The sequence below is a fragment of the Ruegeria sp. BJ5 genome (genome assembly GCF_056537865.1).
Map to the genome: position 1 here is coordinate 144293 of NZ_JBQFSH010000003.1, position 14793 is coordinate 159085.

At 61.9% G+C, this 14793-nt stretch carries 14 protein-coding genes; 6 read left to right on the forward strand and 8 right to left on the reverse strand.

Going from position 1 to position 14793, the window contains the following annotated elements; translation table 11 throughout:
• Position 1 precedes the first annotated feature (1 nt).
• A complete protein-coding gene (locus tag ACR0NY_RS11390) occupies positions 2-667 on the forward strand; it encodes a flagellar hook capping FlgD N-terminal domain-containing protein (protein ID WP_170369169.1) in 666 nt (221 codons plus the stop codon).
• Positions 668-692: 25 nt separating this feature from the next.
• Positions 693-1586, forward strand: a complete 894-nt coding sequence (locus ACR0NY_RS11395) for a phosphotransferase (RefSeq protein WP_254432935.1) — start codon at positions 693-695, stop codon at positions 1584-1586.
• Between the two features lie 12 nt (positions 1587-1598).
• Here ACR0NY_RS11395 and ACR0NY_RS11400 read toward each other — a convergent pair whose 3' ends face one another.
• The 5 genes from ACR0NY_RS11400 to ACR0NY_RS11420 all read right to left on the reverse strand — a co-directional run bounded on the left by ACR0NY_RS11400 (position 1599) and on the right by ACR0NY_RS11420 (position 6889).
• Entirely contained in the window at positions 1599-2900 is a 1302-nt protein-coding gene (locus tag ACR0NY_RS11400) for an NAD(P)/FAD-dependent oxidoreductase (RefSeq protein ID WP_170369168.1), read from the reverse strand.
• Positions 2897-3715, reverse strand: a complete 819-nt coding sequence (locus tag ACR0NY_RS11405) for an ABC transporter permease (RefSeq protein ID WP_170360749.1) — start codon at positions 3713-3715, stop codon at positions 2897-2899. Before ACR0NY_RS11405 ends, ACR0NY_RS11400 begins: the two co-directional genes overlap by 4 nt.
• Positions 3712-4602 carry an ABC transporter permease subunit gene (locus ACR0NY_RS11410; protein WP_005980379.1) on the reverse strand — a complete coding sequence of 297 codons (891 nt, stop codon included), beginning with the start codon at positions 4600-4602 and terminating at the stop codon, positions 3712-3714. The genes ACR0NY_RS11405 and ACR0NY_RS11410 overlap by 4 nt, the downstream gene beginning before the upstream one ends.
• A complete protein-coding gene (locus tag ACR0NY_RS11415; RefSeq protein ID WP_170341251.1) occupies positions 4602-5729 on the reverse strand; it encodes an ABC transporter ATP-binding protein in 1128 nt (375 codons plus the stop codon). Before ACR0NY_RS11415 ends, ACR0NY_RS11410 begins: the two co-directional genes overlap by 1 nt.
• A gap of 74 nt (positions 5730-5803) precedes the next feature.
• Positions 5804-6889 (reverse strand): polyamine ABC transporter substrate-binding protein, encoded by a 1086-nt coding sequence (locus ACR0NY_RS11420; RefSeq protein ID WP_170341249.1) that lies wholly within the window; start codon positions 6887-6889, stop codon positions 5804-5806.
• A gap of 140 nt (positions 6890-7029) precedes the next feature.
• Between ACR0NY_RS11420 and ACR0NY_RS11425 the strand changes: the two genes are divergently transcribed.
• Both ACR0NY_RS11425 and ACR0NY_RS11430 read left to right on the forward strand, forming a co-directional pair.
• Entirely contained in the window at positions 7030-7713 is a 684-nt protein-coding gene (locus ACR0NY_RS11425) for a GntR family transcriptional regulator (RefSeq protein WP_093964408.1), read from the forward strand.
• A 75-nt stretch (positions 7714-7788) separates the two neighbouring features.
• Complete coding sequence (locus ACR0NY_RS11430; RefSeq protein WP_170341247.1) at positions 7789-9186, forward strand: aspartate aminotransferase family protein; 1398 nt, start codon at positions 7789-7791, stop codon at positions 9184-9186.
• Positions 9187-9237: 51 nt separating this feature from the next.
• Here ACR0NY_RS11430 and ACR0NY_RS11435 read toward each other — a convergent pair whose 3' ends face one another.
• Together ACR0NY_RS11435 and ACR0NY_RS11440 are read right to left on the reverse strand one after the other, a co-directional pair.
• Positions 9238-10551, reverse strand: coding sequence for a lytic murein transglycosylase (locus tag ACR0NY_RS11435; RefSeq protein WP_170369167.1), 1314 nt, complete (start codon positions 10549-10551; stop codon positions 9238-9240).
• Positions 10552-10616: 65 nt separating this feature from the next.
• On the reverse strand, positions 10617-11330 hold the full coding sequence (locus ACR0NY_RS11440) for a helix-turn-helix transcriptional regulator (RefSeq protein ID WP_170341244.1): 714 nt from the start codon (positions 11328-11330) through the stop codon (positions 10617-10619).
• An 83-nt stretch (positions 11331-11413) separates the two neighbouring features.
• On the opposite strand from ACR0NY_RS11440, the gene ACR0NY_RS11445 reads away from it, so the two are divergent.
• Both ACR0NY_RS11445 and ACR0NY_RS11450 read left to right on the forward strand, forming a co-directional pair.
• Positions 11414-12112: a glutathione S-transferase family protein gene (locus ACR0NY_RS11445; protein WP_170369166.1), complete on the forward strand. Its 699-nt coding sequence runs from the start codon at positions 11414-11416 to the stop codon at positions 12110-12112.
• Entirely contained in the window at positions 12109-12495 is a 387-nt protein-coding gene (locus ACR0NY_RS11450; RefSeq protein WP_170369165.1) for a DUF1801 domain-containing protein, read from the forward strand. The genes ACR0NY_RS11445 and ACR0NY_RS11450 overlap by 4 nt, the downstream gene beginning before the upstream one ends.
• On the opposite strand, the gene rnr is transcribed toward ACR0NY_RS11450, so the two are convergent.
• On the reverse strand, positions 12486-14750 hold the full coding sequence (gene rnr, locus ACR0NY_RS11455; RefSeq protein WP_170369164.1) for a ribonuclease R: 2265 nt from the start codon (positions 14748-14750) through the stop codon (positions 12486-12488). The genes ACR0NY_RS11450 and rnr overlap by 10 nt on opposite strands.
• Positions 14751-14793: the final 43 nt, after the last annotated feature.

A 14793-nucleotide genomic window follows, 5' to 3' on the forward strand; every position in this document is an offset into this window, starting at 1 on the left:
CATGATCACCACAGCGGCATCCGCGACACAAACACCCTCAACAGCGCAACCAACGGGAACCTCGGCGGCAACAGGGCTGACCTCGGACTTCGAGACGTTTCTAATGATGTTGACAGCGCAGGCGCGCAACCAGGACCCTCTGGAGCCACTTGATTCGTCGGAATATGCATCGCAGCTCGCCCAGTTTTCGATGGTCGAGCAGCAGGTTCAGACCAACGACCTTCTGGCAAACCTCACCGCCGCCCTGAGCAGCGTCAACCTGGATGAGCTGTCCAACTGGATTGGGGTCGATGTGCAGGGGGCAACCACCTTCCGGTTTGATGGCCAGCCACAGACCATATTCACTCGGCCCGACCTGGGCGCGGATGCGTCTGTGCTGGTCATCAAGGATTCTGACGAAACCGAAATCGATCGGGTCTCTGTTCCGGTATCTGAAACCGAGTTTCTTTGGGCTGGAGTGGATGCGTCGGGCAATCCGCTGCCCAACGGCACCTATTCCGCAACGCTGGAAAGCTATTTGAGGGATGAACTGCTCTCGGCGCGGCCCGCGGCCACCTACAGCCGCGTCGTCGAAGCCCAAGTCGGGGCCGGTGTTGTCATGTTGACCTTGGACAGTGGCGTCGTGATTCCGGCGACCGACGTCGTTGCCGTTCGTACCGGCGCTTGAACTCGGGAGCGCTGCGGGCCAAGGATTGGCCATCCAGATTCGCAACGCTCCGGTGTCCCAACTGTCCGTTCCAACCGCTCCTCCACCTGGCCTTTCAGACCAACTTGTCGAAAGCGGGTTGATCGCAAAAGACGCCCAGTTCGAGACGCTGTATGGCGGACGCACGAACCAGGTGTGGAAGGTATTGGACGCCGAGCCGGACCGGGTTTTGAAGTTCTACCGGTCTTCGCTACAAAACCCGCTATTTCGCAACGACGCCCAACTCGAAGCAGCCTGTCTGCACGCGCTTGCAGCGACGGGGTTTGTTCCGCGGCTTCGCGCCTCGGGCCGCTTTGGCCCGGATCGCTGGGTTTTTTATGACCATGCGGCTGGGACACCATGGCGAGAAGGCACCGCGCAGGTGGCGGAACTGCTGCATGATCTGCACACCCAAGAAGTCGTGCTTGAGGTCCCTAAGGGATGCAATGGAAGCGTTGATCTCGATCATCACGGCACCCGTATCTTGAAGGGTTGCCGCTCGGAACTCAGCGCCGTTCTGGCCGACTGCAAACCCGGGACCCAGGTGCCGCCAACCCCCCGAGTATGCCTGATCCATGGCGACCCAGTGGCCGGCAACATCCTCGTCTCCTCTGCGGGGCTGACACTGATCGACTGGCAATGCCCGGCGATGGGTGACCCATGCGAGGATCTTGCCCTGTTCCTGTCACCCGCTATGCAGCACCTCTATCGCGGCAAGGCGCTGAGCCCCGAGGAAGAGGCTACGTTTCTGTCGGCCTATGACAGCCCGCAGACGGTGCGCCGATACCTCGCGCTGAAGCCCTGGTACAATTGGCGCATGGCTGCCTACTGCCTGTGGCGGGCCGAGAATGGCGCGCCAGCCTATAGGGCCGGCTTTGACCTTGAGGTTGCGGCCCTCTGACTGTGGGCCGTATCACAAATCGGCAAGTGCCATCGCCGCATAAGCCGGTGGCATCAGAAGTCGCCGCCAGCGCCCGAAGGGGAACTTTGACGGCGGTTTGGCGATGACGTCCGGAATATTCGCGGGCTCACCCAAGACCAAGCGGGCCAATGCCCGCCCGCAATAGCTGCCCATCGCCACGCCGTTCCCGTGATAGGCCAGACCGGCAAACAAGCCCGGGTGGCCCGGAACCTCCCCGACGAAGGGCAGCAGGTCGCGGGTCAGGCAAACCATACCTGACCACATATGAGTTGCCTCAACCTCGGCCCAACCCGGGAACATGCGATCAAAGTCACGGCGTACTTTGCGACGGATCGCAGCCTCGGCGCTCGGCGAGGACATAAGCCCACCCCGCATACCGAACAGGAACCGATTATCCGGCATCAGACGGAAATAGTGCAGAAGGTTGCGCGTGTCGTACGCCATCTGGCGCGAAGTCCAACCCTGTACCTGCAATTCAGCGCCGGTCAGCGGACGTGTCACCATGACCGTGGACTGAGCGGGCATGTAACGGGCGGCCAACCAGTCGGGCAGATCGTCGCTGGAATATCCATTGGTGCAGATCAACACCATCTTGGCCTGAACACGGCCCGTGGGGGTGGTCATCTTGTACCCGGACACGGCATTTTTGATGAACTGAACCGTGCTTTTCGAGAATACTGCGGCTCCTTGCGCCTGCGCGGCCCGGGCCAACCCGAACAGGTATTTCTGCGGGTTCAGCCCAAAACCGACCGGGTCGGTATATCCGCCAAAGAAACGGCCCCCCATACCGAGGCGTTCCAAATCCGACGGCTCATGCAGAACCCCACCGCTGTCCGCGCGACGCCGAAGCCTCTCCATCGCGCGCGGGCTGTGCGCCAGCTGCGTCTCTCCTTCTGAGTGAACGTCGGCATCGATCCGAAAGCGCTGCAAAAGATCCGCAACCAAGGCGACAGCTTCGGTTTCGGCCTGCGCATAATCCTGTGCCGCCGATACCCCATAGCGCCGCTCCAGTGTCGCGGAACCAAGCTTGGACCCTCCTTGGCAGCAAAATCCACCATTGCGTCCCGAAGCGCCCCAGCCCGGAGCTTCGGCCTCGAACACGGCGACAGACACACCGCGTTCGGCGAGGTGCAGGGCCGCAGACAATCCGGTGAACCCGCCGCCGACAATCGCAACGTCGGTCGACAAGTCACCTGAATGAACGGGCCAGTCAGGCGCTGGCACGGTTTCATCCCACCAACACCCCGCGCGGGGGCCGGGGCCATAGGTATAGGCCGGAAAGATCCGCCTCATTCGGTGCGCGCGGCGGCTTGTTCCTCTTGCCGCTGCCGGACCATCGCGCGTTTCGACACCAGCGAAGCGGTGATCACGCCCACGGTGACCACGGCGATCATGATGGTCGACAACGCGTTGATTTCCGGGCTGACCCCCAGACGTACGGCCGAGAAGATCTTGATCGGCAGGGTCGTGGCCGAGGGGCCGGACGTAAAGGACGCGATCACCAGGTCATCCAGCGACAGGGTGAAGGCCAGCAACCACCCCGAGATCACCGCAGGCGCGATGATCGGGAGCGTCACCAACCGAAAGGCCTGCGCCGGCGAGCAGCCCAGATCCAACGCCGCCTCTTCCAGCGACTGATCGAACGTCACCAGCCGCGAGGACACCACGACCGAGACGTAGCACATCGAAAAGGTCGTATGCGCCAGCACGATGGTCAGGATGCCTCGGTCCAGCCCGATGCCGATGAACAGCAGCAACAGCGACAGGCCGGTGATCACCTCGGGCATCACCAGCGGCGCATAGATCATCCCGGAGAACAGCGTGCGGCCAAAGAACCGCCCGCCGCGCACCATGACATAGGCGGCCATGGTGCCCAGAATGGTCGCCAGCGTCGACGAGAACACGGCAACGCGAACGGTGACCCAAGCAGCATCCAGAAACGCCTGGTTCTGCATCAGCTCGCCATACCATTTGGTCGAGAACCCGGCCCAGACCGTGACCAGCTTGCTTTCATTGAAGCTGAAGATGATCAGGATCACCATCGGGATGTACAGAAACGCAAAGCCCAGCGTCAGCGAGACCGTGTTGAACCAGCTCAGCCTGTTCATTGCTCTGCCTCCGCCTGTTTCTGCTGGTTGCGCTGGAACAGCACGATCGGGATCACCAGGATCAGCAGCAGGATCACCGCCACGGCGCTGGCCACCGGCCAGTCGCGGTTCGAGAAGAACTCCTCCCACAAGACCTTGCCGATCATCAGTGTGCCCGACCCGCCCAGCAGCGAGGGGATCACGAATTCACCGATCACCGGAATCATCACCAGGAAGCATCCCGCAATGATGCCCGGGCGCGACAGCGGGATGGTCACCAGCCAGAAGGCCTGCGTGCGCGAACAGCCCAGATCCTCGGCCGCCTCGATCAGCGAGCCGTCCAACCGATCAAGCGCGGCATAGATCGGCAGGATCATGAAGGGCAGATAGGTGTAGACGATGCCGATATAGACGGCCGTCTGCGTGTTCAGAATGGTCAGCGGGGTCGAGATGATGCCCGTCCACAGCAGGAACTGGTTCAGGTAGCCTTCGTTCGATAGGATCCCCATCCACGCATAGACGCGGATCAGGAACGAGGTCCAGAACGGCAGGATGACCAGCATCATCAGCGTCGGGCGCCATTCCTCGGGCGCGCGGGCCATGCCATAGGCGATGGGATAGCCCACCAGCAGGGTCAGCGCGGTCGCGATCAGCGCGATCTTGACGCTGGACAGGTAGGCTTTCCAGTACAGGTCGTCCTCGGTCAGCCAGACGAAATTCTCGAAATCCAGCTGGCTGAAGAATTCCTTGATCCCGGCCCAGCCTTGCGACAGATCAAGAGTCGGGGTGTAGGGCGGGATCGCAAGCGCGATGTCCGACAGCGAGATCTTCAACACGATGAAGAACGGCACCAGGAACAGGGCCAGCAGCCAGACATAGGGAATGGCGATCAGGACTGCGCGGCGCATCAGTCTGCCAGCAGAACCGCCGCCGTGGCTGTCCAGGACAGCCAGACAGGGTCTTCCCAAGTAAAGGACCGGCGGGAAATCCGCCGTGTGTTGGCCGTTTGCGCCTTGATGATCGTCCCGTTTGGCAATTCGACATGGTAGGTCGACAGGTTGCCCAAATAGGCAATGTCATGCACCTTGCCCTGCACTGCGTTGACGGCATCGGCAGGACGCTCGGCCGAGATCGTTACCTTTTCCGGCCGGATGGCCAGGTGACAGGCCTGCCCGTTTCCAAAGCTTGCCGCCGATGTCGCCGTCAGTGGCGGCTGGCCCTCGGCCCATTCGATACTGTACGAGCCCTCACCGGCGGCGGTTGCACGACCTTCGATGATGTTCACGTCCCCAATGAAATCGGCGACATAGACCGAGTTCGGGTTTTCGTAGATCCGGTCCGGCGTGGCGACCTGCATCAACTGACCCTGATCCATCACCGCAACGCGACTGGCCACCGTCATTGCCTCTTCCTGGTCGTGGGTCACGATCACGAAGGTGGTGCCGGTCTTTTCCTGAATGTCCATCAGTTCGAACTGGGTGTCCTGGCGCAACTTTTTGTCCAGTGCACCAAGAGGTTCGTCCAGCAGCAGCAGTTTCGGCGCCTTGGCCAGCGACCGGGCCAGAGCCACGCGCTGCCGCTGCCCGCCCGAGATCTGATGCGGCTTGCGGCGGGCGAATTTTTCAAGACGGGTCAGGCGCAGCATCTCCTCGACCCGGTCTTCCAGATCATGCTTGGGCATGTTGTCCCGGCGCAGGCCAAAGGCGATGTTGTCCCAGACATTCAGATGGGGAAACAGCGCATAGGACTGGAACATCATGTTGACCGCCCGCTTGTTCGGCGGCACCGGGTCGATGTCCTGACCACTCAGCATGATGTGGCCATCGGTGGGTTTCTCGAACCCCGCCAGCATCCGCATCATCGTCGTCTTGCCGCAACCCGACGGCCCCAGCAAAGCAAAAAATTCCCGCTCGAAGATGTCCAGCGACAGATTGTCGATGGCAGTAAAGTCCCCGAATCGCTTGGTCACATTTTTGAACTGGATCAAGGGTTTCGCCTGCGGATCTTCCCACGGCGCAAAGACGGTAGAGTTCAAATCGGCCCCCGTAAGTCAGCCTGTACAGGTTGTGCGCAAGGCAGAACCATTCTGCCTTGCGCAATCATTTCGGATCAGGTGCCCGATTTGATCTTGGTCCACAGGCGGGTCACGACCCGCTGCGTTTTGGCCGGGTAAGGCGTGGTGATGTAGAGGTTCTGCATCGTGGCATCATCCGGGTAGATCGCCGGATCGCCGATCACGTCTTCTTCCAGAAACTCCTGCGACGCCTTGTTGCCGTTGGCGTAGTAGACGTAGTTCGACGCCGCCGCCATGTTGTTGGCATCCAGGATGAAGTTCAGGAATTTATGCGCGCCGTCCGGGTTGGGTGCATCCACCGGAATGGCCATCTGGTCGAACCACATCAGCGAGCCTTCGGCAAACGGATGGTATTCGATGGTCACACCGTTGTCGGCCTCATCCGCCCGATCGCGGGCCTGCAGAATGTCGCCCGACCAGCCCACGGCCACGCAGATGTCCCCATTGGCCAGTGCATTGATGTATTCCGAGCTGTGGAACTTCTGAATGTAGGGACGCACGCCCATCAGCACCTCTTCGGTCTTGGCGATCACGTCGGTGTCATGGCTGTCCGGATCTTCGCCAATGTACTGGAGTACCATGGGAATGATCTCGGACGGCGCGTCCAGGAAATGGACGCCGCATGAGGCCAGCTTTTCCATGTTCTCGGGCTTCAGCACCAGGTCCATGCTGTTCAAGGGCGCATCGTCGCCCAGCACTTCCTTGACCTTGTCGACATTCACGCCCAGCCCCGTGGTGCCCCACATGTAGTTGATCGAATAGGCGTTGTCCGGGTCATATCCGGCCGTACGTTCCTGGATCACATCCCAGAGGTTAACTGCATTGGGCAGCTTGGACATGTCCAGTTTCTGGAAGGCTCCAGCCTGGATCTGGCGCTGAAGGAAGGTGCCCGACGGCACCACCACATCGTAACCGGATCCTCCGGCCAGCATCTTGGTTTCCAGAACCTCGTTGCTGTCGAACACGTCGTAGATCAGGGTCAGACCCGTCTCTTCCTGGAATTTGCTCAGCAACTCCTCGTCGATGTAGTCCGACCAGTTGTATACGCGCACCTCTTCCGCAACAGCGGCCGACGTCCCCAATGCGACAATTGCCGTCATCGTCAGCGTTTTGATTTTCATTTTCTTCTCCCTGCAAGTGTACGGGCATTTTCCCGTTTTTTTGGATTTGATCAAGTTTTGCGTTTTCCCTCGATACGTCGTATGGTTTCACGGGGCAAGAAACCTGACAAGCCGGGAGCATTGGGATCGGGGTGAACCAATTGGATTTGATCAAAAATAAGGCATCTGCTGCAGTGACCCAGACCGAAAAACGACCAGCACATGAACAGGTGTACCAGACACTGAAGTCGCAGATCATGTTCGGCGATCTGGTACCGGGGCAACCGGTCACGATCCAGGGCCTGACCGATTCGCTGGGCGTAGGCATGACCCCGGTGCGCGAGGCCATCCGGCGCCTGATCTCGGACGGTGCGCTGATCTTTCAGGGCAACCGGCGGGTCAGCGTTCCCCTGCTGACTGCAACGGACGTAGAACAGATGATTTTTGCCAGAAATGCCGTAGAATCAGAGCTTTCCCGGCGCGCGGCAGTCAACATGACCACGGCAGATATCGACCAGCTTGAAAAGATCGACGAACAGCTGGATCGCACGATCGCCGACGGGGACGTTGGCGGCTATCTTCGCCTGAACCACGCATTCCACGAAAAACTCTATGACCACGCTGGTGCGCCGATTCTAAAGGATCTGGCCGAGCGCCTGTGGCTGCGATTCGGCCCGTCCTTGCGCGTCGTCTGCGGGCGCTTCGGCACCCAGAGCCTTCCGGACCGGCACAAGGACATCATCGATGCCCTGCGCGCCAGCGACGCTGAAAAAGTGGCAAAAGCAACGACCCAGGATATCGAACAGGGCATGGAACTGATGGCCGAGGCGCTGGCGACCGAATAGGTCAGCGCGATTCGATTGACAGAAAAAAATTTGATCATATTGTGACGGCAACCGCTGTTTCAGGAGTAGAGACCGATGTCGACCATCACCAACCACATGCCGACCGCCGAATTGCAGGCTCTGGACGCGGCGCATCACCTTCACCCATTTTCGGCCAACGGCGCACTGGGCAAGGAGGGCGCACGCGTCATCACTCGTGCCAAAGGCGTTTATCTGACCGACAGCGAGGGCGAAGAGATCCTGGATGCCATGGCCGGTCTGTGGTGCGTGAACGTCGGCTATGGCCGCGACGAACTGGCCGAAGTGGCGGCGCGCCAGATGCGCGAACTGCCCTACTACAACACCTTCTTCAAAACGACCCATGTCCCGGCCATCGCGCTGGCGGCCAAGCTGGCCGAGTTGGCGCCGGGTGACCTGAACCATGTCTTCTTCGCCGCCGGCGGGTCCGAGGCCAATGACACCAACATCCGTCTGGTCCGCACCTATTGGGCGGAAAAGGGCCATCCGAACAAGAACATCATCATCAGCCGCCACAACGCCTATCATGGGTCGAGTGTGGGGTCGGCCTCGCTGGGCGGCATGGCCGGCATGCACGCGCAGGGCGGCATCCCGATCCCGAACATCCACCACATCAACCAGCCCAACTGGTGGGCCGAGGGCGGCGACATGACGCCCGAAGATTTCGGCCTGGCCCGCGCACGCGAGCTGGAAGCGGCGATCCTGGAACTGGGCGAAGACCGCGTTGCCGCCTTCATCGCCGAGCCGGTTCAGGGTGCAGGCGGCGTAATCGTCGCGCCCGACACCTACTGGCCGGAAATCCAGCGCATCTGCGACAAGTACGACATCCTGCTGATCGCCGACGAGGTGATCTGCGGCTTTGGTCGAACCGGCAACTGGTTCGGCTCGCAGACCATGAACATCCGCCCGCATATCATGACCATCGCCAAGGGGCTCAGCTCGGGCTATGCGCCAATCGGCGGCTCGATCGTCAATGACGAGATCGCCGAGGTGATCGGCGGAACCGAGTTCAACCACGGCTATACCTATTCGGGTCACCCGGTCGCGGCGGCCGTTGCGCTGGAAAACCTGCGCATTCTGGAAGAGGAAAAGATCGTCGAGCATGTGCGCGATGTCGCCGCCCCCTATCTGAAACAGAAATGGGAGGCGCTGGTCGATCACCCGCTGGTCGGCGAGGCCAAGATCGTGGGCATGATGGCCTCGATCGCGCTGACGCCGGACAAGGCCAGCCGGGCCAAGTTCGCGTCCGATCCGGGCACGGTCGGGTACATCTGCCGCGATCGCTGCTTTGCCAACAACCTGATCATGCGCCATGTGGGCGACCGGATGATCATCTCGCCGCCGCTGATCCTGACCCCGGCCGATATCGACGAGATGTTCGTGCGCATCTACAAGTCTCTGGACGAGGCGCAGGCCGAGATCATCGCCCAAGGCTTGATGAAAGCGGCCTCGTGAATTCAGGAAAACATCGGAAATGGGCGGTCCGGCAGGGCCGCCCTTTTTCGTTCAACGCATCCGTTCAAGCAATTGAACGGTGGCGTATCCATCGGGCAAAAGACCCCGCGCCATCTGATAGGCCCGCAGCGCATTGATAGTGTTCGGACCGATCCGCCCGTCGATGGCCTGCGTGTCGAACCCGGCCAGGGTCAGGCGCAGTTGCAGTTCCTTGCGTTCGGCAAAGCTCAGCACCCGTTCGCCGCGCGGCCAGCTTGCGCGGAACGGGCCTTGCCCGGCCAGCCGGTCTGACAGGTGGCCGATGCCGATCACATAGGCATCGGCGCCGTTGTAGCGCTCAATCACGCTGAAATTGTCAAAGATCATCAAGGCCACGCCACCGCTGCCGGCCGGCAGCAGGATCGAGGCGGGTCCAAAATCTGCGATGCCACCGCCGTTCGCGGCGCGGACGCCGCGTGCGGCCCACTCCGAGGGCAGCAAACTAACGTCCCGACTGGCGCTGGCATAGTCGAACCCTTTCGGCAAACGCACCTCGACCGCCCAGGGCTGACCTTTGGTCCACCCGAACTTGGCAAGGTAGGCGGCAGCGGACGCAAGCGCATCCGTAGGATCGTCCGACCAGATGTCGCGGCGTCCGTCGCCGTCGAAGTCAACCGCATGCTCCAGGTATGAGGTCGGCATGAATTGCGTGTGCCCCATGGCACCCGCCCAACTGCCCGTCATTCGGTCCGAGGTGATGTCGCCGGCCTGCACGATTTGCAATGCCGCCAGCAACTGCGTTTCAAAAAACTGCGCACGCCGCCCGTCATGGGCAAGCGTTGCAAGCGATTGGATTGTCTGACTGCTGCCCCGATACGTGCCGTAGGACGTTTCCAGCCCCCAGACCGCGACCACCACCTCTTTTTCGACCCCGTACCGGGCTTCGATCCGGTCCAGCGTATCGTTGTACCGCACCAGCGCCTTGCGCCCATTCGCGATGCGCAGGTCTGACACCGCCGAATCCAGATACTCCCAGATCGGTTTCGAAAACTCGGCCTGACTGCGATCGCGCTTGATGGCGTCGGTGTCATAGGTCAGGCCGGACAATAACCGGTCCAGGACCTGTGGCCGGATACCTGCCGCAACTGCCCGGTGCCGGAAGGCGTTCAGCCAGGTCTCGAAGCTGGTGTTGCCTTCGACGACCACCCGGTGCATGCCCGTGGTCGGCCTTGGCACCGGCCGGATCGAAACCGTCAGATCGGCCGACGCCAACTGGATCGAATCCAGCGCCGGTCTGATCTGTGGTCGTTTGGTTGTATTCGAAGTCTCCGCCTGCAAGATGGATGCCCAAAATGCGGCGGCCACAAAGCCACACACATATTTCATGATTCAGGTTTTCCTGATTACTGCTCGCGGACAGGGTACCCCAGATTGCGCAAATCACAAAGCGCTCAGGACTGGCTCCCTTGATCTTTTGCTTCACGCTCGGCCCGGATCTTGGCCAGCGCCTCGCGCAGTAAAGATACCCGGTTGGGGCGGAAACTTTCCTCGGTGACGGACATCGCGCGCATCCGGTCCAACCGAAACACGCGAAAATCCCGCCTCAGATGGCACCAACTGAGAAGCACGCTGGCATGATCCATGTACACGATGCTCAGTGGGCTCACGCGGCGCTGCGTGTCGTCACCTTTCGCATCTGTATAGTCGAATTCGACCACACGCTCGTCCCACGTCGCCTGCCGCAGGTCGGCAACTTCTATGCTGGGTGCGGCGGGACGGTCGAACCGGGTGGCGGTCAGGACTGCGTGGCTTAGGCGGTGGGACTGGCGGTGGGGCAGCCGGCCCTGCAGTTTGCGCAGCGCCGCGCCGGCGGCGTCCGACAGAGCCGGGTCTCCGATCAGTTGCACCTCGCGCAGGCCAAGAACCAGCGCCTCCAACTCGTCATCGGTGAATCCCAGCGGCGGCAGTGTCGCGTCTTCGATCAGGGTAAACCCGAACCCGGCCTCGCCATCAATGACTGCACCGAGACCACGCAGGGCGTCGATGTCGCGATGCACGGTGCGTGCCGAAACCCCCAGATCCTGCGCCAACTGCGCCGAGGTCTTGGGCGACGGGCCAGACCGCAAGGCCTGCATCAATTGGAACAGTCGGGCGGTTCGGGACATGATGTCATTCAATCTAAACCTAATGACAGAAACTGTCATTAGCTCGCGTTAGACCGGCGGCACCCCAATTTCGGAGCCCAATTATGTTGACCCTTCTTACCTACCCTTCCGCTTTCGGACTTTTCAGCGCCAGCCCCTTTTGCGTCAAAACCGCCTATATGCTGCAGCTGGCCGGGCTGCATTGGCGCCGCTCGGACATGGTCGATCCGCGACAGATGCCGCACAGCAAGTTGCCGGTTTTGCGCACACCCGAACGCCTGGTGCCAGACAGCGACCAGATTCGCGACTGGCTGGAAGCGCAGGGCGCCGAATTCGACGGTGGCCTGAGCGATGTGCAAAAGGGCCAGTCCCGCGCGTTGATCCGCATGGCCGAGGAACATCTGTATTTCCAGATTGTCATGGACCGCTGGGCCAACGACGAGGTTTGGCCAGTTCTGCGCGACACCTTCTTCTATGAGATTCCCCGAATCGTCCGACGCCCGATCTCGAACTCGGTCCGTAAATCGGTCTTGAAAGGCCTTCGGTCGCAAGGGATCGGACGCTTCTCCGAGGCCGAACGGATGGCACGGGTCGAACGCGACCTCGAGGCGATCTCAGCCTATCTGTGGCAGGCCCCGTATCTTTTGGGGGATCACCCCACTTCGGCCGACCTCAGCGTCGGCCCGATGCTGGCTGCGATGCGGGCCACTCCGGCCGATACCCGGCTGACCCGGCGCATCAAACAGGATACGCTGCTGAACAGTTATGTTGACCGGATGGAACAGGCGATCCCCCTGCCATGAGAAGTTTCGATGACCCCAACGTGGCGTCTGCCTACGAGGCATTCGCCGCGGACACCAGGCGCGGAGCTCTGGTTTTGCGCGATCTGGTCCTCGCCACCGCGCAGGAACTTCAGCCGGCGGTTTCGGTGACCGAGGCTCTGCGATGGGGCCAGCCGGCCTATCTGAGCCCCAAGGGCACGACAATCAGGCTGGGCGGGCACACGTCCGCCCGGTTTGCCCTGTTTGTCCACTGCCAGACCCGGCTTATCGGTGAGTTTACCTCGGCCTTTCCCGGCGCTGACAGGATTGACGGCAATCGCGCCATCCTGTTCGACGAGGTCGGAAAGATCGACCCCGTCAGGCATGGATGGCTGATCGCCCGGGCGTTGATCTATCACCGCTGACGGCGCTTGCGCTCGACCTTGCGCTTGATCTTGTCCTTCTTGCGCTTGGTGCTGACCGCCTTGCGCCGTGTCGGACGACCCGACTTGCCACGACCGCCGCCGCGCGGCATGGCCTGATCTTCGATCGACAGCAGCTCCAACTCCAGCCCGCCAGTTACCGGCGTGGCCTCGGTCAGGCGCACGGTGACGCGCTGGCCGATGGCGATGGTCAGGCCGGTATCGGCTCCCATCAGGGTGCCAGCCTCGGCGTCGAAGTGGAAAAACTCGCGCCCCAGTGACCGCACCGGCACCAGCCCGTCGGCCCCGGTTTCGTCCAGTTTGACAAAGGCCCCGAACCGGGCGATGCCGCTGATGCGGCCGGTGAACTCGTTGCCGACGCGCTCGCTCAGATAGGCCGCCAGATAGCGGTCGGTCGTGTCGCGCTCGGCCATCATCGAGCGGCGCTCGGTGTCCGAGATGTGGGTGGCGGTCTCCTCCAGACGCTCGATCTCGTCGGCGGTTAGCCCGTCCTTGCCCCAGCCATGGGCCGAGATCAGCGCCCGGTGCACGATCAGGTCGGCATAGCGACGGATGGGCGAGGTGAAATGCGCGTAGTTGCGCAGCGCCAGCCCGAAATGCCCGAAATTTTCCGGGCTGTAATAGGCCTGCGCCATCGACCGCAAGGTGCTGAGATTGATCAGCTCGGCATCCTCGGTGCCGGCGGCGGCATTCAACAGCGCGTTCAGGTGACGGGTCTGCAGCACCTGCCCCTTGGCCAGATTCAGCCCGGCGGCCTGCGCCGTCTCGCGCAGGCTTTCCAGCTTTTCGGGCGCGGGTTCCTCGTGCACCCGGAACAGAAGCGGGCTGCGCTTGGCGATCAGCGTCTCGGCCGCGGCCACGTTGGCCAGAATCATGAATTCCTCGATCAGCCGGTGCGCATCCAGCCGTTCGCGGAAGGCCACGCTTTCGACCTCGCCCTTGTCGTTCAGCACGATCTTGCGTTCAGGCAGGTCCAGGTCCAGCGGCTGGCGTTCGTTGCGGGCCGTCTTCAGCGCGCCATATGCGGCATAGAGCGGCTTCAGAACGCTCTCCAGCAGCGGGCCGGTCCGGTCATTGGGGGTGCCGTCGATAGCCTCCTGCACCTCGGCATAATGCAGAGACGCGGCCGAGCGCATCAGCCCCCGCACAAAGCGGTGGTCGATCTTGTTGCCGTTTGCATCGATCCGCATCCGCACCGCGATACAGGCGCGCGGCACGCCTTCGTGCAGCGAACACAGATCGCCCGACAGACGGTCGGGCAGCATCGGCACCACGCGGTCAGGGAAATAGGTTGAATTGCCCCGCTTGCGCGCCTCACGGTCCAGCGCACTGCCGGGGCGCACATAGGCGGCCACATCGGCAATGGCGACCCAGATCACATGACCGCCCGGGTTTTTCGGGTCGTCATCGGCATGGGCATAGCAGGCGTCGTCATGGTCGCGCGCGTCCGATGGGTCGATGGTCAGCAGAGGGATGTCCCGCAGATCCTCCCGCCCTTTCAGCCCGACGGGCTTGGCCCGGTCGGCCTCGGCGATCACGTCATCGGGAAAATCATCCGGGATGCCGTGCTGGTGGATCGCGATCAGCGACACCGCCTTGGGCGCGGACGGATCGCCCAGCCGCTCGACGATGCGCGCACGCGGCAGCCCCATACGATTTTTCGGCCCCGCCTGCTCGGCCTCGACCAATTCGCCATCCTTGGCGCCCAATGCCGCGTCTTCGGCCACCAGCCATTCGGTCGATCCGGCCTTGTCGATGGGCACGATCCGCCCGCCCTCGGCGCCCTTGCGGAAAATCCCCACGACCCGGCGTGGATTGGCGCCGATGCGGCGGATCAGGCGGGCCTCGTAATTGTGGTCTTCTTCATGCACCTGGGTCAGGCGGGCAAGGATGCGGTCACCTTCACCCAGCGCCGGGTCGCTGGCACGCGGAATGATCAGCACGATCGGCTCGACGCCTTCGCCATGCCATTCCAGCGGCCGCGCAAACAGGTCGCCATCGGCATTCGGCGCCTTGACCTGCAGCACGCTGACCGGCGGCAGGCGGTCCGGGTCGCGATAGCTGCGCTTGCGCTTTTCAAGATGCCCCTCGGCCTCAAGCTCTTTGAGGATCCGTTTCAGGTCGATCCGGTCCGCGCCCTTGATGCCAAAGGCCTTGGCAATGTCGCGTTTCGAGGTGAGCGTGGGGTTCGCCGAGATCCAGTCGAAGATCTCCTGCTTGGTCGGTATGCGTTTCATGATTTCCGCCTAGCACGCCGATACGACCGCGTCATGACCAAAA